General features: G+C 38.8%; 30 protein-coding genes. 16 read left to right on the forward strand and 14 right to left on the reverse strand.

Annotated features, from left to right (window positions below; genetic code table 11):
- Window positions 1-315: 315 nt before the first annotated feature.
- The 6 genes from ACHFIY_RS12155 (at window position 316) to ACHFIY_RS12180 (ending at window position 4691) form a co-directional block, all read left to right on the forward strand.
- Window positions 316-1047: a YHYH protein gene (locus ACHFIY_RS12155; protein WP_410846370.1), complete on the forward strand. Its 732-nt coding sequence runs from the start codon at window positions 316-318 to the stop codon at window positions 1045-1047.
- On the forward strand, window positions 1019-1672 hold the full coding sequence (locus ACHFIY_RS12160; protein WP_410846371.1) for a toxin-antitoxin system YwqK family antitoxin: 654 nt from the start codon (window positions 1019-1021) through the stop codon (window positions 1670-1672). The genes ACHFIY_RS12155 and ACHFIY_RS12160 overlap by 29 nt, the downstream gene beginning before the upstream one ends.
- Window positions 1669-2295: an SCO family protein gene (locus ACHFIY_RS12165; protein WP_410846372.1), complete on the forward strand. Its 627-nt coding sequence runs from the start codon at window positions 1669-1671 to the stop codon at window positions 2293-2295. Before ACHFIY_RS12160 ends, ACHFIY_RS12165 begins: the two co-directional genes overlap by 4 nt.
- A 589-nt stretch (window positions 2296-2884) precedes the next feature.
- Window positions 2885-3760, forward strand: coding sequence for a helix-turn-helix domain-containing protein (locus ACHFIY_RS12170; RefSeq protein WP_410846373.1), 876 nt, complete (start codon window positions 2885-2887; stop codon window positions 3758-3760).
- A 100-nt stretch (window positions 3761-3860) separates the two neighbouring features.
- Window positions 3861-4271, forward strand: coding sequence for an ester cyclase (locus ACHFIY_RS12175; protein WP_410846374.1), 411 nt, complete (start codon window positions 3861-3863; stop codon window positions 4269-4271).
- A gap of 3 nt (window positions 4272-4274) precedes the next feature.
- On the forward strand, window positions 4275-4691 hold the full coding sequence (locus ACHFIY_RS12180) for a hypothetical protein (RefSeq protein WP_410846375.1): 417 nt from the start codon (window positions 4275-4277) through the stop codon (window positions 4689-4691).
- Between the two features lie 397 nt (window positions 4692-5088).
- Here the strand turns inward: ACHFIY_RS12180 and ACHFIY_RS12185 are convergent, their stop codons facing one another.
- Window positions 5089-6282, reverse strand: a complete 1194-nt coding sequence (locus ACHFIY_RS12185; RefSeq protein WP_410846376.1) for a pyridoxal phosphate-dependent aminotransferase — start codon at window positions 6280-6282, stop codon at window positions 5089-5091.
- A 296-nt stretch (window positions 6283-6578) separates the two neighbouring features.
- On the opposite strand from ACHFIY_RS12185, the gene ACHFIY_RS12190 reads away from it, so the two are divergent.
- Window positions 6579-6911 carry a T9SS type A sorting domain-containing protein gene (locus tag ACHFIY_RS12190; protein WP_410846377.1) on the forward strand — a complete coding sequence of 111 codons (333 nt, stop codon included), beginning with the start codon at window positions 6579-6581 and terminating at the stop codon, window positions 6909-6911.
- A gap of 160 nt (window positions 6912-7071) precedes the next feature.
- Here the strand turns inward: ACHFIY_RS12190 and ACHFIY_RS12195 are convergent, their stop codons facing one another.
- Entirely contained in the window at window positions 7072-7350 is a 279-nt protein-coding gene (locus ACHFIY_RS12195) for a transposase (RefSeq protein ID WP_410846450.1), read from the reverse strand.
- A gap of 73 nt (window positions 7351-7423) precedes the next feature.
- Between ACHFIY_RS12195 and ACHFIY_RS12200 the strand changes: the two genes are divergently transcribed.
- Window positions 7424-7660, forward strand: coding sequence for a hypothetical protein (locus ACHFIY_RS12200; protein WP_410846378.1), 237 nt, complete (start codon window positions 7424-7426; stop codon window positions 7658-7660).
- Window positions 7661-7768: 108 nt separating this feature from the next.
- Here the strand turns inward: ACHFIY_RS12200 and ACHFIY_RS12205 are convergent, their stop codons facing one another.
- Window positions 7769-9631, reverse strand: a complete 1863-nt coding sequence (locus tag ACHFIY_RS12205) for an ice-binding family protein (protein WP_410846379.1) — start codon at window positions 9629-9631, stop codon at window positions 7769-7771.
- Between the two features lie 226 nt (window positions 9632-9857).
- Here ACHFIY_RS12205 and ACHFIY_RS12210 point away from each other — a divergent pair, with 226 nt between their 5' ends.
- From ACHFIY_RS12210 to ACHFIY_RS12225, 4 genes are read left to right on the forward strand one after another with little or no spacing between them, the layout of a single operon-like run.
- Window positions 9858-11123 (forward strand): hypothetical protein, encoded by a 1266-nt coding sequence (locus ACHFIY_RS12210; protein WP_410846380.1) that lies wholly within the window; start codon window positions 9858-9860, stop codon window positions 11121-11123.
- A 46-nt stretch (window positions 11124-11169) separates the two neighbouring features.
- Entirely contained in the window at window positions 11170-11595 is a 426-nt protein-coding gene (locus ACHFIY_RS12215) for a hypothetical protein (protein ID WP_410846381.1), read from the forward strand.
- A 37-nt stretch (window positions 11596-11632) separates the two neighbouring features.
- Complete coding sequence (locus ACHFIY_RS12220; protein ID WP_410846382.1) at window positions 11633-13030, forward strand: DUF4403 family protein; 1398 nt, start codon at window positions 11633-11635, stop codon at window positions 13028-13030.
- 48 nt (window positions 13031-13078) lie between these two features.
- Entirely contained in the window at window positions 13079-13657 is a 579-nt protein-coding gene (locus ACHFIY_RS12225; RefSeq protein WP_410846383.1) for a hypothetical protein, read from the forward strand.
- Between the two features lie 99 nt (window positions 13658-13756).
- Here ACHFIY_RS12225 and proS read toward each other — a convergent pair whose 3' ends face one another.
- A complete protein-coding gene (proS, locus tag ACHFIY_RS12230; protein ID WP_410846384.1) occupies window positions 13757-15235 on the reverse strand; it encodes a proline--tRNA ligase in 1479 nt (492 codons plus the stop codon).
- A 181-nt stretch (window positions 15236-15416) separates the two neighbouring features.
- Here proS and ACHFIY_RS12235 point away from each other — a divergent pair, with 181 nt between their 5' ends.
- Together ACHFIY_RS12235 and ACHFIY_RS12240 are read left to right on the forward strand one after the other, a co-directional pair.
- A complete protein-coding gene (locus ACHFIY_RS12235; protein WP_410846385.1) occupies window positions 15417-16190 on the forward strand; it encodes a hypothetical protein in 774 nt (257 codons plus the stop codon).
- Window positions 16191-16377: 187 nt separating this feature from the next.
- Window positions 16378-17910, forward strand: coding sequence for an OmpP1/FadL family transporter (locus ACHFIY_RS12240; protein ID WP_410846386.1), 1533 nt, complete (start codon window positions 16378-16380; stop codon window positions 17908-17910).
- A gap of 59 nt (window positions 17911-17969) precedes the next feature.
- Here ACHFIY_RS12240 and ACHFIY_RS12245 read toward each other — a convergent pair whose 3' ends face one another.
- The 7 genes from ACHFIY_RS12245 to ACHFIY_RS12275 all read right to left on the reverse strand — a co-directional run bounded on the left by ACHFIY_RS12245 (window position 17970) and on the right by ACHFIY_RS12275 (window position 21708).
- Window positions 17970-18377, reverse strand: coding sequence for a PIN domain-containing protein (locus tag ACHFIY_RS12245; protein WP_410846387.1), 408 nt, complete (start codon window positions 18375-18377; stop codon window positions 17970-17972).
- Entirely contained in the window at window positions 18367-18576 is a 210-nt protein-coding gene (locus tag ACHFIY_RS12250; protein WP_410846388.1) for a hypothetical protein, read from the reverse strand. The genes ACHFIY_RS12245 and ACHFIY_RS12250 overlap by 11 nt, the downstream gene beginning before the upstream one ends.
- Window positions 18577-18743: 167 nt before the next feature.
- Window positions 18744-19664, reverse strand: coding sequence for an alpha/beta hydrolase (locus ACHFIY_RS12255; RefSeq protein ID WP_410846389.1), 921 nt, complete (start codon window positions 19662-19664; stop codon window positions 18744-18746).
- A gap of 103 nt (window positions 19665-19767) precedes the next feature.
- Window positions 19768-20280, reverse strand: coding sequence for an SRPBCC family protein (locus ACHFIY_RS12260; RefSeq protein WP_410846390.1), 513 nt, complete (start codon window positions 20278-20280; stop codon window positions 19768-19770).
- Window positions 20281-20362: 82 nt separating this feature from the next.
- Window positions 20363-20749 carry a DUF4260 family protein gene (locus ACHFIY_RS12265; protein WP_410846391.1) on the reverse strand — a complete coding sequence of 129 codons (387 nt, stop codon included), beginning with the start codon at window positions 20747-20749 and terminating at the stop codon, window positions 20363-20365.
- Window positions 20746-21315, reverse strand: a complete 570-nt coding sequence (locus ACHFIY_RS12270; RefSeq protein WP_410846392.1) for a Crp/Fnr family transcriptional regulator — start codon at window positions 21313-21315, stop codon at window positions 20746-20748. Before ACHFIY_RS12270 ends, ACHFIY_RS12265 begins: the two co-directional genes overlap by 4 nt.
- Before the next feature lie 51 nt (window positions 21316-21366).
- Complete coding sequence (locus ACHFIY_RS12275; RefSeq protein WP_410846393.1) at window positions 21367-21708, reverse strand: winged helix-turn-helix transcriptional regulator; 342 nt, start codon at window positions 21706-21708, stop codon at window positions 21367-21369.
- A 131-nt stretch (window positions 21709-21839) separates the two neighbouring features.
- Here ACHFIY_RS12275 and ACHFIY_RS12280 point away from each other — a divergent pair, with 131 nt between their 5' ends.
- Together ACHFIY_RS12280 and ACHFIY_RS12285 are read left to right on the forward strand one after the other, a co-directional pair.
- Window positions 21840-22610, forward strand: a complete 771-nt coding sequence (locus ACHFIY_RS12280; protein WP_410846394.1) for a type 1 glutamine amidotransferase domain-containing protein — start codon at window positions 21840-21842, stop codon at window positions 22608-22610.
- A 232-nt stretch (window positions 22611-22842) separates the two neighbouring features.
- Window positions 22843-23454 (forward strand): NADPH-dependent F420 reductase, encoded by a 612-nt coding sequence (locus ACHFIY_RS12285; RefSeq protein WP_410846395.1) that lies wholly within the window; start codon window positions 22843-22845, stop codon window positions 23452-23454.
- Between the two features lie 84 nt (window positions 23455-23538).
- On the opposite strand, the gene ACHFIY_RS12290 is transcribed toward ACHFIY_RS12285, so the two are convergent.
- Genes ACHFIY_RS12290 through ACHFIY_RS12300 form a run of 3 tightly spaced genes read right to left on the reverse strand, consistent with a single transcriptional unit; the run spans window position 23539 to window position 24803 of the window.
- The gene (locus ACHFIY_RS12290) at window positions 23539-24015 is read right to left on the reverse strand and encodes an SRPBCC family protein (protein WP_410846396.1); all 477 of its coding nucleotides are present in this window, start codon (window positions 24013-24015) and stop codon (window positions 23539-23541) included.
- 15 nt (window positions 24016-24030) lie between these two features.
- Entirely contained in the window at window positions 24031-24456 is a 426-nt protein-coding gene (locus ACHFIY_RS12295; protein WP_410846397.1) for a VOC family protein, read from the reverse strand.
- 17 nt (window positions 24457-24473) lie between these two features.
- Window positions 24474-24803, reverse strand: a complete 330-nt coding sequence (locus ACHFIY_RS12300) for an ArsR/SmtB family transcription factor (protein ID WP_410846398.1) — start codon at window positions 24801-24803, stop codon at window positions 24474-24476.
- Window positions 24804-25458: the final 655 nt, after the last annotated feature.

A 25458-nucleotide genomic window follows, 5' to 3' on the forward strand; every position in this document is an offset into this window, starting at 1 on the left:
CCAAACTTTCGGGAAGTTTTAAAACCTGCAGCAACTTGCTGCCATGCAAAAGGATAAAGTGTAGTTGTTGAGGAAGTTTTTTAAGCGAATGAACGGTAAAATAATTATCACCAGTGTGAAAGACATACAGCAATACGCATATTTTTGAAGGTAGGGGTACAAGGATGTATATTATTTTGAGTTAACGAAAATATTTACTTATAAACCGAAGGGAATACTAAAAATAGTCGTCTAGATTAGTATTGTTACATCATTTAAAATGGAAAAATGAAAAAAAAGGAAATCGGATTAGCCTTGTGCTTAATTACTTTTTTTATGGTAAATTGTAAAAAAAGTTCAGACAGTAGTACACCCACTACAACAACAGGGGATGTGGATATTACATCGGTAGTGCAAGCCAAATTTGGTAATACTATCACTAACGCTGTTACAGTCTCTACAAGTGGTTCGAGCATTATTATCAAAAGTGATGGAAGGCCCAACCACAAAAGTCCATATTGGGGTGCGAGTAATGCAAATTACGAGGCATTTCAATCGGGGCATGGAGCAAACCCTAGCCTAATTGGTGTGCAAAATTATACAATGACGATACCTGCAAAGCCAGCCGCCGCAAGTACCCACGAGGCTACAAGTCTTTTTGCAATAGGGATGGCACTTAATGGAGTACCCATTTTTAATGACCAAGAAGGACCTAGTACCACCTTGGATGTGGGAAAAATTTCTTCACTTGACAAAGCCGGAGCCCACCCTGCTCAATCTAGCGATTATCATTACCATGTTACTGATTATGATGGCACTTACACCACCAATGACGATGCAAAATTGGTAGGGTTTTTACGAGATGGTTTCCCCATTTATGGTAGAAAAGACAAAGATGGCACTTACCCAAGCAACCTTGATGCTTATAATGGTCACACCGGTGCTACTACCGAGTTCCCGAATGGCATTTATCACTACCATACAAGAAATGAAAATTACCTAAATACAGGTTATTATATCTTAAAATCAGGAAGTTACTATGGCACAAAAGGTACTTTCACCCAATAAATGGTTGATGGTTGCAGCTACAATTTGCTTTATAATGTGTAGCTGCAACCATTCTTCAAATCAAAACAAAGAGTCCGTAATTGCTAAAAGTTATCTTGTAGATACATCAGTTATACCAAGGGATACTGTTTTTGTTACCGACAAAAATGTATCGCGTGTCAATGGGCTTTACCAATATAAAAACAACCCATTTTCTGGTATTATTAAGGAGTTGTATGACAATGGAAAAGTAAAAAAACAACTATCTGTTTATCAGGGAATGTTGCACGGCACTTATAGAAGTTATTATGAAGATGGAAAGCCGTGGGAAATAAGAAGCTATAAAAATAACCTGAGTACCGGAAAACACTATGGTTTTTGGGCAGTAAGCGGAAACCGACACTTTGAATATAATTATTATGAAGAAAAGATGGAAGGACTACAAAAAAAATGGTACAAATCTGGGAAACCCTTGCTTTTTTTAAATTATGTAGATGACAGGGAGGAAGGGCTGCAACAAGGATGGCGTGAAAACGGCAAACTATACCTTAATTATGTAGCAAAAGATGGATATAGGTATGGTTTGCAAAAATCGGCCTTATGTTATACGTTGAGAAACGAAAAAATAAAAAGCGAAACAGAATGAACCTAAGATATGTGATTTTTTTTGTGTGCCTGGCACTATTATCTTGTAAAGAGAAAGGTAGGAAATTGCCTTATTACAATACTTCAGACTTTACACCCGTTTGGAAAATAGCGGATAAAGACAACTTTCATGCAATAAGGCCTTTTCATCTAATTGACCAACAAGGTAAATCCTTTACAGAAAAGGACATTGAAAATAAAATTTGTATTGTTGATTTTTTCTTTACTTCCTGCCCCGGCATTTGCCCTAAAATGACTAACAATATGTCTTTGTTGCAAGACAAATTTAAAGCAGATGGAAATATTTTATTATTGTCGCATTCTGTAACGCCACTAGAAGACAGTGTTTCTGTTTTGGCCGAATATGCAAAGCATAAAAATGTGCAATACTATAAATGGCGCTTATTGACAGGTGAAAAAGCAGAGATATACGATTTGGGAAGGAAATACTATTTTGTTGAAGAAGATTTGGGAGAGAAGAGGGATAGCTCCGTTTTTTTACACACAGAGAATTTTGTTTTAATAGACAAGAATAGAAGGATTAGGGGTATTTATAACGGCATTGACAAAACTAGTATTCCCTCATTGATAGAGGATATTGAAGCATTGGAAAAAGAATACTAAAAGAATATTACTTACGCCCTGCTATTCCATGCGAAACATAGTGTTGCTGGTGCGCTTGTGGTGCCTACCTCTGTTTCGTTCTGCCGCTCATTACATAACTCATCATTCCCCTTAATGGGGGAAATTTGGGATGCTCATGGGGGAAATATGCCCCCATATAGGATTTTACTTTTGGACTATCCCTGACGGTAGACTAATTTACAGCGATTTATCAATAGGCGAACTTAGCAACATAAAAAGAATCATTTTTAATACATGATAAATCATCATTGATACACGATAAATCCACATTGATACACAATAAATCATCATTAAATCCACAATAAATCACCGTTAAATCACTGTAAACCCTTCGTCATTAATGAATAAAATAACTGTATATCAATGATTTATATCAAATAAACAATCTGCTCTGCGAGGCTTGCAAGCCTTGCAGCATTATTCTGTTGCTTATAGCAACAATATACTGCTACTTTTGATTGGATTGGCGCACTGTAGTTGTGTATATTTATGAGTTGGGCGTAATGCTACGACCGACCCAGTAAACAACCGACAGACAAAAACTTAAATTTGTTCTTTAAACTAAATTATGGCTGACGAAATAAAGAAACTTAAATTTAAACGAAGCACTGAACTACAAGTGGAAGTTGTACCATTGTATACTTTGACAACTGTAAACAAAGACCATTTAGTAACGCCCCATCGGACAAACTTTTATCACGTTTTTTTATTTGAAAACTGCCAACCGACCCATTATGTTGACTTCACCCCAATTAAAATAGAACCTTACACTTTGTTATTTATTGACAAAGACCGTGTGCATCAATTTGACAAATTGCTGAATTACCAAGGACAAGTTCTAATATTTACTGACGACTTTTTTTGCACAACTGAAAACGACACCAAATTTTTAAGAAGCAGCATATTATTCAATGACCTTGCAGACAAGCCAACAATCAATCTTAATAAAAATGATTTTGAAAAATATACTAACATTTGCCAAAGTATTAAAGAAGAATTGAGTTTGCCTGCTGATAATTCAAAACATATTTTATTAAAAAACCTACTTCATAACTTTCTGATACTTTCCGACAGGGAAAAACGTAAACAAGGTTTTACAGAATTGAAAAAGGGGGCAGACCTCGATTATACTTTACTTTTTCGTGACTTATTAGAAAGCAACTACCTCAAATTGAAAGGCGTAAACGACTACGCTAAACTTATTTGTATTTCTGAAAAACGTTTAGGACAAGCAACTGCAAAAGTTCTGGGCAAATCACCTAAAGAAATTATTAACGACAGAATACTTTTAGAAACCAAACGGCTTTTGGTTCATTCAAATTTATCCATCAAGGAAATCGGGCAAGAATTGGGCTTTGAAGATCCTGCTTATTTTGTTCGCTACTTTAAAAAAAATACGGATACAACACCCGTGGAGTTTAGAGAAACGTATCTCAAAAAGTAGCATTCCCAAAAGTGCCATATAAAGGCTGATTTGTCCATTGTTATAAAAATGTATCCGCTTCACCTTTGTGCCATTATTAATCATTTTAAATTTAAAAAAAATGGACAAAAATAGGGATGCATTAACTGCCTTTTACAAGAAAGCATTAACTGTGAATACCGAAACTACACCAACTGCTTTATTGACACAAGTTTTATCCGATGATTTTCTTTCAAGTGGTTCGGTTGAAAGCAAAGGCAAACCGCAACTTATAGGGCAAGTTGAATTCTTTTGGAAATTAATTCCAGACTTAAAATGGGAACCACAAGACATTGCCAACGATGGTAACAAGTATGTAGTTCGCAGTTTGGTAAGCGGAACACCGAATGGCGATTTTATGGGAACACTAACAGATGGTACAAAATCATTTAAAATCATGTCGATTGATTTTCACACCGTAATTGATGGCAAACTAACTTCTGTGTATCATTTGGAAGATTGGGGAACTGCAATGAAACAATTAAAATTTTAAAATATGAGCAAACACATTGATATTGTACCAAAATGGTTGAGAATTGTAGTTGGCATTTTAGCCATACTCAATATTTTGTTTGGTGTAATGGGCTATTTTGATATGTCGTTACTTTTCAAAAATGGTTCAGGTCTTGATCTTACAAACGCAATTTTGAAAAATGCCAGTTATGAATTTGCTGCAAGAAATCTTGCAATTGGTTTAGGACTTGCAATTGTAGCCGCAAAAGGAGTTCCTGAAAGTATAACTATCGTAACTATAATTAGAGCTTTTGTTGAAATTCAAACTATTATTACAATAGTAACAATAGGCAACATTTCAACAATGATTTTAATGCCATTGGGATTTCTAATTGTGGAAATTTTTATTATCAAAACTTTGATTGGTGTCATTCAAAAACGGGACGCAGTAAATAATTAGAAATTGTAGAATGACTTTTTGATTTTAAAAGTTCCTTGTTTACTGACAAGGAACTTTTTTTTATTTTACCAAATTAAAACAGCAAACAGAAAAAACGCTAAGCCTAACATGGGGTTTTTAGCAAGCAAGGCTGGACGTTAATACTTGGGTATTTTACATCGCTGTACTTTGGTTCGGGCTGGACGAAATTTTGTTGGGCTTTTAGTCGTTAACTTGTACTTTTATTTCTTTATTGGGCTTCAGTTCCGCTCTCGGCGAAGCGTTCTTAGAATAAAACACTCGGCATAGTTTCTGACTAAGTCGTGACGTTTGCAAACCCCCTGATTTTCTCTACTAAACAAAAAAAATCCCCTGGCACAATTACCAAGGGATTCAGTATTATTTTATCAATAACTACTTATTTCAATTTTGCCAAAGCATCACTTATCCTTACCCATGCCCTTTCAATATTGGCCATGTTGTTGGCAAATGAAAAGCGCACGCAGTTTGGCTCGCCAAAGGCATCGCCCATCACGCTGGAAACGTGGGCAGTGTTAAGCAGATACATGCTGAAATCAGCGGCATTTTTTACTACCTCGCCATCCTCGGCAGTTTTGCCATAGTAGCTGCTTACATCCGGGAAAATGTAAAACGCCCCTTCTGGCTCAAAACACTTAACACCTGGTATGCCATTTACAAGTTCCAAAGTCCTTGCCCTTCTACGGGTAAATTCCTCGGTCATTTCCATGCTAGGCTTCAAGTCGGTAGTCAAAGCTACCACGCCTGCTTTTTGTGTAATGGAGCAAGTGCCGCTTGTAAACTGCCCTTGCAATTTCTCGCAGGCTTTTACAATAGCAACATCGGCAGCTATATAACCTAAGCGCCAGCCAGTCATGGCAAAACCTTTGCTAAGGCCGTTGATTAGCACAACCCTGTCTTTAATCTCACTAAATTGGGCAATGCTTTCATGTGCACCGGTAAAGTTGATATACTCATATATCTCATCAGCAAGGATGATAATGTTTGGGTATTTCTTAAACACAGCAACCAATGCTTCCAATTCAGCTCTGTTATAAACAGCACCTGATGGGTTGCAAGGTGAAGAAAACATGAACACTTTAGACTTTGGCGTTATAGCCGCTTCTAACTGTGCAGGGGTAACTTTAAACCCGCTTTCCAAGCTAGTATGCACTTCTACCACTTTGCCACGGGCTATTTTTACCAGCTCGCTGTAAGTAACCCAGTAAGGGGTAGGTATAATTACTTCTTCGCCTTCGTCAACCAAGGCAAGGATGGCGTTGGCAAGGCTTTGCTTGGCACCTGTGGAAGTAATAATATTTTCAGGTTTATAATCTAAGTTATTGTCGCGTTTCAATTTGGTGCAAACAGCTTCCCTTAAATCAGCATAGCCCGCAACTGGGGTGTAATGGCTGAAATTGTCGTTGATAGCCTTTATAGCAGCGTCCTTTATGTGCTGCGGGGTATCAAAATCTGGCTCACCAAGGCTAAGGTCAATCACATCAACGCCTTTTGCCCTTAATTCACGGCCAAGTTTGGCCATTTTCAGCGTTTCTGGCTCTGCGAAACGGTCTAATAAAGAAGATAATTGCATGTCGTTACAAATTTTTTTCGGACTGCAAAGAAACAGTTTATCCTTATAACATGAAATTGTTTTTGTAAGCAGTATTTTTTTGCCACAAAGGCTCGATGGTGCAAAGCAATGGTTTCAAAATTACTTTCCCCAATGTAAGCAATGTCTTGTTCATGGCTAAAGCCTGACAGATGCCCATTTTATATAAGTTTTTTATTAAAAAGCCATGGTTTTGTGAACGAATTATTATTTTTGTCCCAATGTATTTGTTATTCAAAAACATTAACTACTTTTACAATTATTGGATTGCGAATTAAATGAAAAAAATCTACTTAATCATCCTTCTATTTTGTTGCTTTATTGGTGCAAACGCTACCGAGGGCAACTATTATGGGGATGGACCAATTAAAGTAGTTCGCTTTTACCCCAATCCTGCCACCTCCATTATCAATTTCGAGTTTAAGAATATTGACAACGCATATACATTGCAAGTGTATAATTTTTTGGGTAAAAAATTGTTCAGTCAAAACTTATCAAATAGCAAAATCACAATCCCGTTAGACAATTTTTTCCGTGGTTTATACATTTACCAGCTTAGGGATGTAACAGGCAACATTGTTGAAAGCGGAAAGTTTCAGGTAGTTAAATAAGATTTATCGGAGGGCAAATAAATCTAAAGCAACTGTCATTAGTCAAAATCTTTATCCCTTTCAAACCTATAATTTAGCAATAAACACATAATACTCCTGTTGAAATGTTTTTTGGTATGGCACAACTGTTTATTTTTTATTAATCCCCTCACTTTATCAATCAGTGCCTCTTAAACTGAAGCTGCAAAATATTAATATTCCATTTAAATTTTCTCCCATTCAAAAATTGGGACAATTCATCATGTTTATTTATCCAAAATGACGATTCACCCTTTATTAATTGGATTGTTTTTTGGATGGTTTGGTCAACTCCTAATAAAACTAAACAATGGCAAGGGTCATTATAGCCATTAATAAAATCGATAAAAATCCCTTTTGATTTTGCATTTTCCCTAATGTGTTGCCATGCCTTTGCCTTATTTCTTTTGTAGCAAGGAATGGCTCTCTGTTTTTGATACTACAAACAAGATGTATATATACTTTTATAAACGGAATATTTGTTTATGCTTTGAATGGGATTATGTTTTGAATTTTTTGATTTTTTGAATGGGTTAAAACCCATTCAAATTGACAAGCCCCCACCTTATTTTTGGATTCACCATTTTTGTATTAACCCGATTTTTAAATCTGGGATTAATGAAGTGCCTCCAAATTTTGAATTGCCTCCAGATTTATCTGGAGGGTCAAATAAATCCAAAGCAATTGGCTTTAGCCAAATTTATTTTTTAAAGGGGCTTTTCAATTTTTAATGAAAAAAAATAAATAGAAAACCCCCAGGAAAACATACAAACAAAAAAGGGGTTCGCAATTGAATAATCAAATGCAAACCCCTCTATATGTATTTTTATTAAATTACTTTACAGCACTGCAACCTTGCCGCTATACAGCCTTTTGCCATTGCTTTCAATGCTCAAAATATAAATCCCTTTATGAACAGGGGTTGATACTTTAAACGTATTTGCCTCTTGTGTCAATAGTACTTTTTGTGTAGAAATTATCCTACCATCCATGCTATACAATTGTATAGTACCATTGCCAGCCACTGCACCGATAGTGCTTACATATATATTGCTGCTAACAACATAAGGTTTTGCCCGGAAGCTTTTTGCTGCTCCAACAGTAATGGTGCGGAAATAACTTTTCTGCCCGTCTTTATCTGTTTGCGATAGGCGGTAATAGCCCACTGTATAAGGCTGATTGTCTATGAACGAATAGTTTAAATTGGTAGTCGCAGCTACAGTTGCCAATGTTTCAAAAACACTACCATCCTTGCTTTTTTCAATCGTGAAAAAACTATTGTTGGTTTCGCTGGCTAAGCCCCATTGAAGCATCACGTCTTTTTGTGCAGTTGCTCCAGTAAAATACAAAAAGCTTACAGGCAATATTGGACAAGCGGTAGGCATTGTTGCTACCATGTTCTCTGTGCTCAAAGCACCGTTGGTGGTAAATGCACGGCCATTCAATGTGTCGCCAATGCTCAGTGCAATGGCAGCATTGTTGCAAACTAGCGTGCCGTTGAAAACAGAAAAGTTATCAATTTTCACAGCGCCTTCTATCTTCCAAAAAACATTTTTTGCTTGTGCCCCGTTTACCAATACCACTTTAGAAAAAGTACTGGTGGACAATGCACCGTTTATTTTAATAACAAATATAGCGTTGGCATTGCCCTGTGCGTTAAGGAATACTTTGCCCGTGAATGCAGTAGCGCTATTCAACAGATAAGTGTGTGGTGTAAGAACCAAGTCGTTGCCAAATTGTTGTGGATACAGCAATTCTATATCTGCTGTAAGGGTATTTAAGTAGTTATATACATTCTGCAAATCGGCTGCGCATGCCGCCGTGGAAACATCGGGTTTTGAATGCACAGTACCCGTTACAAACAATGGGTTAAAGCCTGCGGCCAAGCCTACATTGGTGCCTACATCGCCCGTAACATGCGTTACGCCAGTATTGGTTACAGCACCATTGCCCGAAAATAAAGCATAGCAAGCTGACGCGCCCAATACTGGGGCAGCAGGCCCTGTAAGTACCGGGGCATTGCAACCTGTAGGCGTATATCCGTTCAAGTTATTTACACTCACTGCGCCTGTTGTACTAAGCAACCTGCCTTCTAAGGAATCTGTTGCATTCATCACTATTGCAGCATTGTTGGCTACAACCGTACCCCTCATATAGGTTTGCGAAGCCATTTTTACCAAGCCTTCCACTTTCCAGAACACATTACAGGCTTGTGTGCCATTAATCAAAATAATTTTTGCATTGGCGGCAGTAGAAAAAGCCCCTTGTATCTGGAAGATAAAAACAGCATTGGGGTTGCCTTTCGCATCCAAATAAAGCTTGCCATTTAAGGTGGCCGTGCTAAATATTTTATAAATACCCGCAATCAGCGTATCGCCATTACCCAATAAAGAGGAAGGGAATAGGGTAGGGGTTGCAAAATTTAGCTGGTTGTATGCAATCAGCAAATCTGCCGAGGCCTGAGCAGTGGCGCCGTCATTGTCGTGCATCACGCCGTTAACATTTCCAAAAGCGGTTACTGGACCATTGTTGGTACCCACATTGCCGGTTAATATGGTTTGCCCAGTATTGGTTACGGCCCCATCTGAAGAGAAAAGTATAAAGTTTGCTGCGGTGCCTAAAACAGGTGCTTGTGCAAAACTGTTTATGGAAAATGATACAAAAGCAATGGATAATGCGAAACAGCTTATTGCTTTTTTCATTTGAGTTCGAGTGAAATGACGTAGAGATTTTTTCATTGTACAAAGGTCGGCTACAACCAAGCGGCAACTGTTACATCACTATGACAAAGGTTTACATCTTTCACAGGTTTTCAACCATGTTTGGGTTATCAAGCTCATTTTCCTATATTAGCAAGGTTTGGTGCTGGCATAGTTAAAAGTAATGGCTGCAAAGCCAATGGTTTCATGAATACAAATTGGAATTACTGTGTTGCAAAAAAGGATTATTACTGCTGCATTTTTTATCGAAATCTTAAGTGCCACCTATTTGCTTGTGGACGAAGACCTGGCTGCCACAGCCAGTATCCTTTATTTTATAAGCGGGTTAGCCATTGCAATTGCTTTGCTTTTCCTGCCGCAAGCCCACTTAAAATTGCCTACAAAAGCCGCTTTCACCAATACATTTAATGGCTACAAACTATCTGCAATAGCCATTATGGGCATTATGATGGGGCATTTCGGGCAACGGTTCATGGAAGATACACCTTTGAATTATAAAGAGTCTGACATGTTGCCCATTATTAAAGTGATGAGCCAGCGGTTTGTATCGGGGCATTGGACAAAGGTTTACGATACCATCCCCGATATTTGGCAAGGCATCAAGCCCATTTACCTGCCTGCCATGTGGCTGCCTTTTAGTGTGGCAGAATGGCTGCACATAGATATTAGATGGATGACCATAGCAGCACTTTTCTTAGCTTTTTCCGCTGCCATTTTATTGTGGGACCCATTTGCCAGTAAAAGACTTTCGCTTACTTACAAGCTTTCTGTGTTCATGCTTTTCTGGTGGCTATTTACCAACGATTCTGCTGGCCTTATACCCTACACCGAAGAAGGGGTGGTTATCATCAATTATGTATTGCTTACGCTTGCATTATTAACCGAGAATTATTTGCTCATTGGTGCCGCAGCCACCTTTTGCCTGCTAAGCCGCTATGCTTTTGTAGGATGGCTGCCAGCTATGCTGGTGCTGCTGTATGTGCAAGGGAAAAGGAAACAATGGCTGCACCTGAAAATAAGCGGCATTGTTTGTTTTAGTTTATTGGTGCTGCTGCCATTTGGATGGTCAGTACTAAAAAACTTTATCAGCCTGCCTGGGGCATATATCAATTTTGCAGAACGTGTATGGAAAGATGCGCCGCATGTATTTGAGATTAGCCTGGGTTTTGCCCGTTTTTTTGGGCCACAGCATATTGCCTTGCAGCACTATTCATTGATTTGCCTATCCTTTGCAGCCCCTATGGTTTTTGTATTGGCCTGTGCTTGGGTAAATTACAAAAAAGGCATCGTGCTGTACAATATACCCTTGGCAGCTTTAAAATTAACACTGGTAATCTTTTATACATTTATCGATGTGCCTTATTTATACCTGTTCTACACATCCCCTTTTATTAGCTGCATTATTGTTGCCTATTGGGTTTCTTACAGGAAAAAGGAACAGGAACAATTATCCAATACGATGGTGGTTGAATAGCTAAAATTATATGTATGTTCCCCTTATTTTTGCCAAAACTAAAAATATGATGAAATACACCCTTAGCTTTTTGCTTTTATTTTTTGCTGTTGTAGCTTTTTCACAGGAAACTACAACCGATAGTAGCGCTATCATCAAACCAAACCAGATATATACTGGCTGTATTAGTTGCTTCTTGCTCAATAACCATATTTATAGCAGGAGTAAGTTAGACAGTTTTTTAGTTGCTAACCCTATCGCTCACAAGGAATATAGCAGGTACAAAACTGCCAATAGGATTTCATCTACATTTGGGGTATTATTTTTTGCAGGCTTGGTTGGAGGGCTTGTTACCATCAATAACAGTAACAACATTAGTGGCAAAATATACTCTGCATCACTAATCCCCCTAATTGTAGCCGGTCATTTCGGTGGCAGGGCAGGCAAGCATTTTAGCAAAGCCATCAACTATTATAACAATGGGAAAAACTAAATCCAACCTGCAAATTATCAACATCAAAATGAATAAAATGAAACTTTTTTTACAGCTAGTTGCTTTTGCAGCTATAGCTTTTATTTTTGCCGCCTGCGGTACGACAAAAAAAATAGAGACACTAAAGCCAGAACCCAATTACAGTACCGATATAGTTTATGACAAGCAAACATCTTACCTCAACCTGCCTGTGGAAGTATCAGTGGCCGATTTGCAAACCCAAACCAACAAATATTTAAACGGCTTGATTTACGAGGACAACCAAATAGAAGGCGATAACCTAATGATGAAAGTGTGGAAACAAGCCCTCATAGCAATCAATGAAAATGCAGGCAAGCTAGAAATGGTGCTTCCCCTAAAAATATGGGTGAAAGTAAGGTATGGCATCGAAAAATTTGGCTTGTCGGCCTACGACACCCGAGAACTAAACCTGAATGGTAGCATAAAATTGAGCAGCCTGGTTGCTTTTCGCAACTGGAAGCTGACTACCAACACCCAAATTGGCGGGATTGACTGGGCTGAATCGCCAAGCATTACCATTGCTGGTAAAAACGTACCCATTACTTATTTAATAAACCCAGCAGTTGCTTTGTTCAAGCCAAAATTGGGCAAGATGGTTGACGATGCCATTGCACAGTCGCTGGATATAAAGCCTTTTGTATTGTCTGCCCTTGACAAGATAAGCAAGCCACAAGAAATAAACCCAACCTACCATGTTTGGTTTGCTATGAAGCCATTGGAACTATATACCAACCAAGCTATAGTTGCCAATAAAAAGATAAGCGTTGTAATGGGCATGAAAGCATATTTGGAAACAGCCGTAAATGCTAAGCCTACTATATCTTTCGATAAAAATAAATTGGTGCTGTTGGCAGCTGATAAATTGCCAGATGATTTTAATGTAAGCATCGCCAGCGTAATTACTTATGACAATGCTGCGGTACTAATGCAGCAAAACTTTGAAGGCAAGAAATTTGAATCTGGGAGCCGTTCTATCACCGTTACCAAGACAGCCTTATGGGGCAAGGATGGAAAAATGATTGTGGAGCTAGGCATGAAAGGCTCGGTAAATGGCAATTTTTACCTAACAGGCGTGCCAGCTTACGATTCTACAAAAAAAGAAATGTATATAGACCAAGTACAGTTTGTGCTGGATTCTAAAAATAAGTTGCTGCAATTTGGCGACTGGATTGCCCACGGCACCATACTAAAACGTTTAAAAGAAAATTGCCGCTACTCTGTAAACGAGCAATTGAATCAAGGCAGCAACACCTTAAAAACCTATCTATCCAATTACGAGCCTACCAAAGGCGTAAAAGTAAATGGCTATGTGACAGGGCTTTCACCCAAAAATATCACTTTAACCCCCAATGCCATTATCACCATGATTACAGCAAGTGGAAAGGTTGCTGTAAGTGTAGATGGGATGAAATAAAAAACACATAAACTTTTATGCATTACTTTAGCTAAAACAAAACATACTATGATACAGAAAATATGCTTTTTAATGGCCGCTAGTTTTTTAATGATAGCTTCAATAAATGCACAAGATACCGTGTATTTAAAAAGGGAAGCAAAAAAGAAAATTTTTACTGACAGGCCTCCGCAAGCAGTTTTTGTAGAATTGGGTGGTGCCAGCCCTGTTTTTTCTGCCAACTATGACCGCAGGTTTAATCAACAAACAGATGGCCTCGGTTTTAAGGTTGGCATTGGCTATAACTTTAGTAATAATGATGACGGCATTAGTATTACATCCTTGCCAGTAGGCATTAATTATTTGGCAGGCAACAATAAAAGGGGCCGATTTTTTGAAATAGGGTTCAATGAAACTTTATTGTTTGCGAAGGCCAACGACACTTATGGCCCAAATAGTACTTATGACAATGGCTTGTTGATTCTTCATGGAGGTGAAAGCAAAACTTTATTGTTTACAAGTATTGCCTTAGGATATAGGAGCCAGCCCATTGCCGGTGGCTTCAATTTCAGGACTGGCCTACTGCCTTATTTTATTGACTCTAAAACAGGGGTTAGCGCTTATTTAAGTTTTGGGTATAATTTCTAGTTTTCAGGCTATATCAAATAAAAAACTGCTGCTGGTTAGCAACCAGCAGCAGTTTTTTATTTGATATAGCCTGAATTCAAAATTTAAAACTCAAAATATTTAATAAGCCCTCGCAAACAATACCCTTTGCGTAGAGACATTGCCTGTTAAAATGCATTTCCCGTCTTCCAATGGGTTTTCTAAGGGTATGCATCGGATAGTGGCTTTCGACAATTCTTTTATTTTCTCCTCTGTTTCAGCAGTGCCGTCCCAATGCGCGGAAACAAAACCACCTTTGCCGTCCAATACCCCTAGAAATTCCTCCCATGTATTGGCAGAGGTAATATGCTCATGGGTAAATTGATATGCTTTGTTGTACATGTGCAACTGGATTTCTTCCAGCAATGCTTTTACATAAAAAGCAATGCCGTTTATATCAACCGTTACTTTGGCTTTTGTATCTCTCCTGGCTACTTCTGCCACATTGTTCTGCAAATCCCTTGCGCCAATGGCAATGCGCACAGGCACGCCCTGCATTTCGTACTGGGCAAACTTCCAGCCGGGGCGGGTGTTTTCGTTGTCGTCATATTTTACCCTTATGCCCAAATCTTTTAGATGCCCAACTATTTCTTTTACTTTATGGTCAATGGTGGCTTTTTGTTCTTCCCCCTTATATATAGGCACTATTACTACTTGCAAAGGGGCAATTCTTGGTGGTAAAATCAACCCATCGTCATCGCTATGTGCCATTACCAATGCACCAATCAAACGGGTACTCACTCCCCAACTAGTAGCCCATACATAGTCTAGCTTGTTTTCCTTGTCGCTAAACTTCACGTCAAACGCCTTTGCAAAATTTTGCCCCAAAAAGTGCGAAGTTCCCGCTTGCAAGGCTTTTCCGTCCTGCATCAAGGCCTCTATGCAATAAGTTTCTTCTGCACCGGCAAAACGCTCGTTCGGGCTTTTGATGCCTTTTATTACGGGCATAGCCATGTAGTTTTCTGCAAAGTCAGCATATACTTCTAACATCCTTTCCGCTTCTTCTACAGCTTCTTTCTTGGTGGAATGTGCCGTATGCCCTTCCTGCCACAAAAACTCAGCAGTGCGGAGGAACAAGCGGGTACGCATTTCCCAGCGCACCACATTGGCCCACTGGTTAATCAAAATAGGCAAATCACGGTAAGATTGTATCCAGCCTTTGTAGGTACTCCAAATAATAGCTTCGCTTGTGGGGCGAACAATCAGCTCCTCTTCCAACTTTGCCTCTGGGTCCACAATCAGTTTGCTCTTGTTGTTTGGGTCTGTTTTCAGGCGGTAATGTGTTACCACGGCACATTCTTTTGCAAAGCCCTCTGCATTTTTTTCTTCTGCTTCAAACAGGCTTTTAGGCACAAATAAAGGGAAATAGGCATTTTGATGCCCTGTGTCTTTAAACATTTTGTCTAGCACGTCCCTCATGTTTTCCCACAGCCCAAAACCATAAGGTTTTATCACCATGCAGCCCCGCACGGCAGTATAATCTGCCAAGCCGCCTTTCACCACCAAATCATTGTACCACTGCGAATAATCCTGCGCCCTCGATGTTATTTCTTTGCTCATATTTTCTTTTTTGCCGCTATCCCCGCATGTGGGTATGTATGGGCTTTTCGTTACCTTTACGCCGTAAAAGTAATAACTTCACGCTGTAAGCGAGCGTAAACATATTTATGCGTAAAAGTTTTTTGGCATTGCCCCTCGCCTTTGGAGATGGGGTGAGGTTTAACTCCCAAACATATTCATCATGAAAAGTAAACATTTTCTATTAGCCTTTTTAGTGGCTGCTATTTGCAGTTGCTCATCTATTTATAAAACTGGGCAAACGCCAGACGATTTATATTATGCTGCCCCAACAAAAACCATTGCAGTTGCAGAAAATGAGCCCGAACAAGCCAGCACCCAATCATCAGGTCAGGATAATTACCAAGATGTTATCAATAAAGATGATTCCTATTTACGGATGAAAGCCGCTAACAGGAATCGTTGGGATGCAATAGACGATTATAGCTACTGGAATGATAGCCGCTATGACTACAATACCTGCAACTACAATATGTACGGCAGCGGCTATAATTATGCTTACAATACTTTTGGCAACAGTGGCTACGGCAATAATTATTATGGCGGCTACAACAGCCAGGGTTATTTTTATACACCGCAATGGAATAATTACTGGAGCTATAACAATTATAGCCCTTCCAACTATGGGTGGTGCGGATGGAATAGCCCCGTTTATACCATCATTGCATACCATCCCCACACTTACAGCACCAGTGGTAGCAATATTTCTGCTTACAAAAACCCTATTAATAATCATTACCAAGCACCTAGCAACAATACCAGTGTAAGAAGGACGATTACTACTTACAGCAACGGCAATAACGAAAGCACAAGAAGCACCACTGTTGACAGGCCAGTAAGGTACTATACCCCAAGCAACAACAACGCTGGCGGCAGGAGTGGCGGCTACAATAGTTCAGGTAGTAGTAGTGGTGGGGCTAGGAGTGGTAGGCATTAATAAATCAATTTGCAAAAAGGAAATTTTTAAAAAAATAAACCTTTTTGCACAGCGTTTGTGTTCTTTGAGCGAAGCGTTTCCACCTTTCTTTTAGCCTCTCTTTGCGTTAATAGCTCTGCGTACTTTGCGGTTAATTGTAGCACTTGATTTGTATAAAACCCCTTATTTTTCCTGCCATTAACTCGTTATGAAATTTCTCGTCTCACTTTCTGCTTTACTAGTTTCTCTATCGCTTTTTTCCCAAACCCCCGATGATGCCTTGCGTACCGCTTGGTTCACGGGCAATGGCACAGCAAGGAACGTGGCATTGGGCGGGGCAATGGGTTCCTTGGGTGGTGATATTACCGCCGCAAACACCAATCCTGCCGGGCTGGCTATTTATAAGACCAGCGAATGGGTGGTTAGCCCTGGCTATTTTATCAATAACAATAAGTTCAATTACAGGGGTACAGATACCAGTAGCTCTAAAAATAAATTTGTGTATGAGGCAACAGGGGTTGTGTTTGCCATTCCAAACCATTTTCCAAGGAATAGCTGGGTAAGCCAGTCTATTTCCCTTTCTGTAAACCAATTGGCTAGCTACAATAACCGCATCCAGTACCGTGGCTTCAACAATGCCAGTTCTTTTTCGGAGCAGTATTTAGAAGAACTGCAAAGGGATGGGGCAGACACGCTTGCAGCACTTAGCAACTATATTTTTGGGTCGTCCTTGGCATTCAGGACATACTTAATCGATACCGTGCAAGGTGCTGGCGGCAGCGTTGCTGGTTTTCAAAGCCTTGTGCCGTTGTCAAGCGGTGTAATACAAAACTTCGATGCCATTACAAGGGGTGGCTACCACGAAATAGCCATTGGCTATGCGGGCAACCACAATGACAAGTTTTATATGGGGGCAAGCCTTACCATACCTATTATTTCTTATAAAAGGGAACTGGTTTACAGTGAAACCGATGCCACCAACGATACCACCAACCAATTTAAAAACTTTACCTATAAAGAAAACTTCTCTTCGTCCGGGGCAGGCATAGGGGCTAAACTGGGCTTTATATACAAGCCTGCCGATTCATGGCGTTTCGGTTTTGCGTTCCACACCCCTCAGGCAATTAGTTACAAAGACCAAATCCGCAGCTCGATGGTTACCAATACAGAATCTTATGCCCATACCGTATCGGAAAACAGCGACAACCTGAACGAGGGCAACGCTGGCACAAGGGAATATGTTATTTATACACCTTATAGGGCAATAGCCAGTGCCAGCTATATTTTTGGTGCAGAAAGCGATACCCGCCAGCAAAGAGGCTTTATTAGTGCTGATGTGGAATTTGTAAACTATAGGGGCGCAAGGTTTGGCGGCAAGGAAGCAGCAGACCAAACCAAGCTTGACTACCTGAAACTGGTTAATAACGCCATTAAAAGTTATTACAAAAGCAATATCAATGCACGTATAGGGGCCGAGCTAAAGCTGAATGTTTTTATGTTTAGGCTAGGTGCTGCATATTATGGCAGCCCATATGCCGACAAAAACATAAAAGCAAGCAAAACTTTGGGAACAGCAGGCATTGGCTACCGCAACCACGGCATGTTTATAGATATTGCTTACTCGCACGCCTTTATCCAAGATGCAAACTTCCCCTATCGCCTGAACGACAAAAAAGATACTTATGCTATTCAAAAAGGCAGCCTTGGTAATGCAGTGCTAACGGTTGGGTTTAAGTTTTAGCTTGCTTTTTTGGACAAAAAGAAGATAATAACGTTAGCTGATTACTTTCCTAGATTTATTTATTTGAAAGGATTCATTATGGTTAAAGTGCCATCAATTATCAATCTGTCATGCATATCTTCCGAATAAAGTATTGTGCAATTACTCTCCAAAGCGGCAGCAATAATAAGGCTATCATAAAACGATGTTTTGTATTGGTGTGCAATGTTGCAAGCGTTAGCAATTGTATTATTTGTATTGATATGTAGCTTGTAATTCGTCACACACTCATTTACTGCAGCAATAGCATATGTATAAGGGAATTTCAGTTTACGGGTAACTGTATTAACGAGTTCTTGTAAAACTTGGGTACTTATAAAAGCATTGTTTTCCAAAACTAGTTTTCTTGCAATGGCTTGTTTGGCTAGCTCGTTGTTAGAATACGTGTAAACCAGCACGTTCGTATCGAAAAAAACATTAACGCTCATTAGCTTCATCCCTATTAAATTTAAAATTTTTAGTGTCCAAGGAAAGTGCTATAAATGTAGCTTCTTTTTTAGGCAATTGCTTGGTTTCGGTTCCTTCGTTTTTGGCAAATGCAATTACTTCCAGCTCTTTGCCAATATAATCTTTAGGTACATTAAACGTTACAGTTTGCGTGTTCGGGGTAACAATAGTCCTTATCATAGCGTTAAATATTAATTTGTACACAAATATAAAGGTAGTTAGGTTTATTGCAATTGCTTCCTACATTATTCCAGCTACCAAGATGTATCTTTTATAAAGGTGGTCTAAAAAGTTTTGGCTTTTTACTTTGGTGTTTGCTGCTCTAAGAGGATTGTAATCTCTTAACCTTACTTTTTTAATAGAAACAAAACAGGTATCTCTAGTCTTTTTGCCCATGATTGTTCATTATGGCTAGCTCCTTCAAACATTTTGGTCATAAAATTACTGTCATTATACCCACCTGCACGGATAATGGCATCTGCCCTTGTTTGATGCGGTTGGTACAAGGTATCCAACGTTTTTGTGCCAAAATCAAAATACAATTTATGGTTTTTGGATGATGGCATATGCTTGGAAAGATAATATAGGAAGGCATCAGGGATGGGGTTGTTTATGTTGGTGAAAATGCCAGGCCAGTGTGTGGACAGGCAGGCGGCACCCCCATATACATCTGGGTATTCGCAAATGGCATACATAGATATTAACCCACCCATGCTAGAGCCAGCAATAAATGTATTTGCCCTGTCTTTCTTCACTGAAAAAGCACTGTCGATAAACGGTTTCAGTTCTTTAACCAAAAACGCTAGGTATTTGTCTGAGTGGACAGTGCCAGAGAAGATACTTGCATTATTGCCCCTTTTTGCTTTGTATAAAGTGTCCCTTTGATATTGCGTTAATGCCTCAAATGGCTTTTGTGGAAAATAATCTGTATGCCTTTGTGCACCAGAGTTCCATACACCCACTACAATGCAGTCTTTTATCTTTTTATCGGCCAGCAGCCTGCCCATTGTCTCGTCCACGCCCCATTCCTGGTGTGCCCAGTTGTTGGTACTGTCAAACAGCATCTGCCCATCGTGCATATACAAAACGGCATACCGTTTTTTGGTGGTATAACCATCCGGCAGCCATACATCCACATTACGTGCAGCCACGTATTTTGAAGGAAAATCTTTGAAACTAACTATACTGCCGTTAGATACTTTTATTTCTTGGGCATACCCAATAATAAATATGGGAGTAGAAAGCAAAAGCAATAGCAAGCGTTTCATCGTCTTTATTTTAAGCAAATGTATAATTGTTAAAGTTCACAATAGTGCATGACTTATTGTTTTTGCTAACCATAATAGTTGTAATGCCCCTGTATTCTGAAAATTATTTTTCGCACTTTGTTTTTAGTAACTCAAGCCAATGCTGCATCCCCTTTTCCAAATTCTTATTGAAAGATTTCTTTAAAAGCCTAGCTAAAAAGCCTTCCATGCTTTCACTTACCGAAACCTTGGTTTGCCCATTTGTTTCTATAAAACTCCAATTATGTATGGCATACATCCCATAGGTTTTGCCCGTCCAGCCAAAGTTTTTGTATGGTTCTACTGTGTGCAAGGTGGAATGTACTTTTGACCCGCCTGTTTTCCAGACAAAAGTAGCGTTTGGCTTTAGTTCCCCGTTCAGTTTTGGGTTGCGAATATCTGTTTGCCAGCTTGCCCAATTGTTGATGTTTGTTATAACAGACCATACTTTTTCACTGCTTGCATTGATGGTGATTGTTTTACTGCACTTTACGGGTGCGTTGTTGTTGATACTTTTCATTTCTTGATTGTTTTGTGCAAATAAGCTGGCAGAAGCTGCAAAGCCAAATGCGAGTGGAGTAATTGTTTTTGTAAACATTGTACTATCTTTTTAATTTGACAGAACAAAATTCCACTCCAAATCAAGGCCTACGCTTGATATAAATCAAGAAATAGTATTTTTAGAAAGTATCAGGTATATTTTTATTTTTTTCCTTGCCAATAAAGCCAAGGTGTGTTTTATTGGGGTTGCCAATATATTTTAAACCATAACCAATGGTTCTATCGAAGCAGGTATGGGCATAAAATAAGTAACCTAGCTGAAGATACATTATTGAACCAGTATAAAAGCCAATTGCCACTAATGAGAGGGCTACTAATTTATGGTGGCTAAAATTGTACATGATTGTACCAACACTATTATTGATTAAGAAACCAACGGCAAATACATCTGGTAAAAAGAAAATAGCTACTAACCAGTAGGTGCTGATATGATTGGGTATTTGCAACACTAAATACAGTGCTAACAATAATTGCGATAATTCCTCTAAAGACAATAATTTTTTCATTTGCTCATTTTTTTTCTTATCCTGCTCAAGGTTTCTGTGGTTATGCCAAGCATGGAAGCCAAATATTGCAAAGGCACTTGGTTGAACAATTCATTGTTGAAACTGAAAAGTTGGTTAAACCTTTCTTCTGCCGACATGGATAGGTGCTGCAAGATCCTATCTTCCAAAACGGTAAAACATTTGGCTATGAATAACTTTTCTAAAGCTGCCCAGCTCGGCACCAATTGCCCAATTCTTTGATAGTCTTTATATTCAATAACATATAGCTCGCAGTCTGTCAATGCCTGTATGTTCCATCTTGCAGTTTGTTTGAATACAAAGCTGGCTAAGTCAACCACAAAATAGCCTTTGGTAGAAATCCATTTGGTTACTTCTTTATCGTTTGTGTAAACAAACTCTCTTATAATACCCGTTTGTACAAAACCAAGTCGGTCGCAATACCTGCCTGTTTTTAAAAAGTAATCCCCTTTCTGCAAGCTTACAAGCTTGAAAAACGAACTTATCTTGGTTAAATCGTCGTTTGCAATGCCAAAATAGGTTTGTATATATTTTTCAAGTTCTGTCATTAAGTGTTTCGTTGATTTATTTATGTTGGTTGAAACTTTTTTTGCTAACCTTTATTTTATCTTTTGCTCCTCCATCAGTTTTAGGCCGTAGTTCCTTATTTCAGTAATCAGTTCTAAAACTTCTTTTCCTTTCAGTGTCAAACTATATTCTGTTTTTGGCGGGACCACAGCATACACTTGGCGGTTTATATAGCCGTCTTCTTCCAACTCCCTCAATTGCGTAGTCAACATTTTATCAGATATATGGGGTATGTCTTTCCGCAATTCTCCATAGCGCATCGTGTTGTCTTTCAATCGCCACAAAATAGGGGCTTTCCAAGCGCCGCCAATTTGTTCCATCACTAACTGTACTGGATTATAATAAATTTTCCCTTTGTATGTAAAATCTGGCATCCGCTGTAAGTGTTTATTGTATTGATACTTACCAAAAAGTATGTATCGCACTTTTGGGTTAAGCTCTTCGTAAAAGTACAAATAGATTTAAACTTTGCATCATTAAACGATCATTCAAAAAATTAAATATTATGAGTTTAAAAAATACTAACGTGGTAAACCCACAAAGCGTTAAAAAAGTGGCTATTGTAATAGCCAACCCTGCCATTTCTACTACTACCCAATGGCCTGTTGGTTTTTGGTGGAGCGAATTGTCTCACCCATATTATGAATTTATGGAGAAAGGGTATACAGTAGAAGTATTTTCACCAAACGGTGGCAAGTGCGAAGCAGATGCCATGAGCGACCCCAACGATGCAAGCGGGTATTCTTCAACCGACTTAATCAGCCAAGGCTTTATCAATACCCAATCGCTAAAGGCATTGGTAGAAAATACCAAAAAGGTTGCAGAAATAGACATCCATGCATTTGATGCTATTATTGTTGCAGGTGGGCAGGCACCTATGTTCAACTTTGTCGATGCGGTGGACTTGCATAAAAAATTCGTGGAGTTTTACGAGGCAGGCAAAATAGCTGCTGCTCTTTGCCATGGGGTGGCTATTCTTAAGTATGCCAAACTTAGCAACGGCGAATACCTAGCTAAAGGGAAAACCGTAACGGGCTTTGCCAATGTGGAAGAAGATTTTGCCGACAATGCCGTTTGGACGTACAATTTATTGCCAAGGGACAAGCACATTATGCCATGGCGCATAGAAGATGAGATGAAAGCTATTGGGGCAAATTATATACAAGCAGGCTTGTGGAAAGGCTTTGCCATCCGTGATGGTAATTTAATTACTGGCCAGCAAAATTTCAGCGGCGCAGAAACTGCCAAGGTGGTGATTGCTGCTTTGGGAGAATAAAGCGAATAAATACATTTAAAAATCACAATTTTTTAGCCACAAAGACTCGAAAACACAAAGCAGCACAAAGAAAAGGAAGGCCAAAAAGTATTGATGAGATAAATCCTCTTTTCTTCTTTTTCCCTTAAAACTTCGTGCATCTTTGTGTCTTTTTGACTTCGTGGCAGATTAGCCAAATTTGCAACTAAATAGTAACACATTTTTTTAATCATCGAAGAGTAAATACAAGAATATGCAGATAGCAATTATAGGAACGGGGAATGTTGGCGGCGCATTGGCCACTAAGTGGGCAAAAAAAGGGCATAAAATAAATTTAGGCACCCAAGATTTGTTGAACTTTAAGGGGAAAGAATTATTGGGCAATGAGAATACCCATGTCTTTTCTATAAAAGAGGCAGTTGAAAAATCGGAAGTTGTTTTGATAGCTACCCCACCAACAGCCATCTTTGAAATTATCGAGCTGGCAGGGGATTTAGATGGAAAAGTAATTATCGATGCTACCAATGCTATTGGTAAAAAGCCCGAGCCTTATGCTACTGTTTATCATTGCCTCGCCGATAAAACCCATGCAGCAGTAGTAAAATGTTTCAACACTACAGGGTTTGAAAACATGCTAGACCCCAATTATAATGGCGTGGCAATAGATATGTTTATGGGGGGAGACAATGAAAATGCAAAATCAGTTGCAGTCCAACTGGCTTTGGATGCCGGGTTTGGTTCTTGCATAGATTTTGGCAAAGGGGACAAGGTAGAATTGCTAGAAAAATTTGCTTTGTCTTGGATTAACCTAGCCATTATGCAAGGGCACGGACGCAATTTGGCATTTAAAGTTGTGAGACGTTAAGCTATTATTTTATGATTGTTTAAAAAGATGATAGCCACTAAATTTTTATTAATGGATACCATCTTTTTAGGCAATACTTTATTATCAATTAAAAATGGCAGCCATTTTTTCCAAGCTTTGTTCCAAGCCAATTTGTGCAAAATTGCTAATACTGCCAAAGTCTGCATATTCTGTAACAGTCATCTCTGTTTTATTTTCTGTTAATTCTACGAAAGTTACAATTGTTTTTATGTCAATAGGAAAATCCGATGGCATTCCCAATTTCACAGGGTTGGTTTTATTGCCTTCTTCATCGCATAAACTTTGAATGAACGCAATGGTTTTAAAAGGGGTAATTTTTATGTACTCCCAAACGGAATAAAATTCCTGACCGCCCATTTCCTTTGGTGCTTTCATGCTTACTATAGACTTGCCGCCTATACGAAAATCTATTTTAGCCACAGGGGACGTAAAATGTTTTGGCCCCCACCAACGCTTTACAAACTCTGGGTCAGTCCAAAGCGTCCAAACCATTGCAACTGGTGCATCAAAAACCTTCGTAACTTCTATTTGCTTTGCCATACTTCGTTTACTGCCTTATGCGTTTTCAAGCGTTTCAATATCAAATTTCTTCATTTTCATAAATGCTTGCAGCACCCTTTGCCCTTTCTCAGGGTGCGACATCAATTTGCCTAAAACAGTTGGCACCACTTGCCACGATAAGCCAAATTTATCTTTGCACCAGCCACATTGCCCTTCAGAACCACCATCTGCAATAAGTTTGTACCAATAATGGTCAATTGCTGCTTGGTTGTCGCATGGGATTACAAACGAAACAGCCTCGTTGAACTTGAAGTGATTGCCACCGTTCAGCCCCATGAAAAATTGCCCGTCAAGCTCAAAATTTACTACCATCCCAGAGTCGTTAATGATTTTTGAGTTCGGGAAGATGGAACAATAAAAATCTGCCGCTTCCCTGGCTTGGCCATCAAACCATAAACATGGATACATTTGCTTTGTCATTTACTTTAAATTTTATTTTATTTATTTGTGTTCGCTTGCATTTCTTTCAGTAAATTGTCCATTCCATCTAGCCTGTCATCCCACATTTTGCGGTATGGTTCTAGCCAAACAGCAATTTCCTGCATTTTTTTTGGGTTGAAGTGATAATAAATTTCCCTGCCAGTTTGTGTTTGGCTCAGTAATTCGCATTCATTCAAAATTTGGATATGCTTTGAAATTGTTTGCCTCGAAGCGTTGAAATTTTCCGCAATTGCCCCTGGCGTCATTGCCTGCAAGGCTACCAAACCCAAAATTGCCCTGCGCGTGGGGTCTGCAATTGCCTGAAAAACATCTCTCCTTGTTCTCATTTACGAAGCCATTTGGCTGCGAATATAATGCAGTTATTTGACTGCGCAATTATTTTTAAATCTTTATTTAAATAATTCAAATACTTGCACATCGAATATGCATTTTTTAGTCATAAAGGGAAAAAAACACGAAGAAAAAAGTATTTATAACATTAATCGGGTGCATTTCAAAATCTCGGTTTTTCATGTTTTCAATTTGCAGAAACACGAAATATTTAGTCCTGCTCATTTATAAGTCAATCCCTACTTTTTGCTGCCCAGCAAGCATCCTATATGGGGGAAATTTTGGATACCCATGGGGGCATATTTCCCCCATATAGGATTTTTATTTTGGGTTATATACCTATTCATAGCAATTTTACATTAAAGGAGGAACTAAGGGCATCTTGGCCTTGCCTCCCGCATTGTAGATTAGTTGGCTTAAGAAAATAATAATCCACCATCAAAATCTTAACAGTTTATTATCAATAAATTATCAGTTTCTTATCATAAAACTATCATTCCATTATCAATAAATTATCATAAAATTCACTTAAATTATCATAAAAAATGAGGCTTTAAAAAACATAAATAATTGAATATTAATGAGTTACATGAAAAAAAGAAGGGATAGCGAAAAAAAGTAAACCACCGAAAAACAAAAAATAACCCATTT

This window comes from Parasediminibacterium schistidii (assembly GCF_046546515.1).
Taxonomy (GTDB): Bacteria; Bacteroidota; Bacteroidia; order Chitinophagales; family Chitinophagaceae; genus Parasediminibacterium.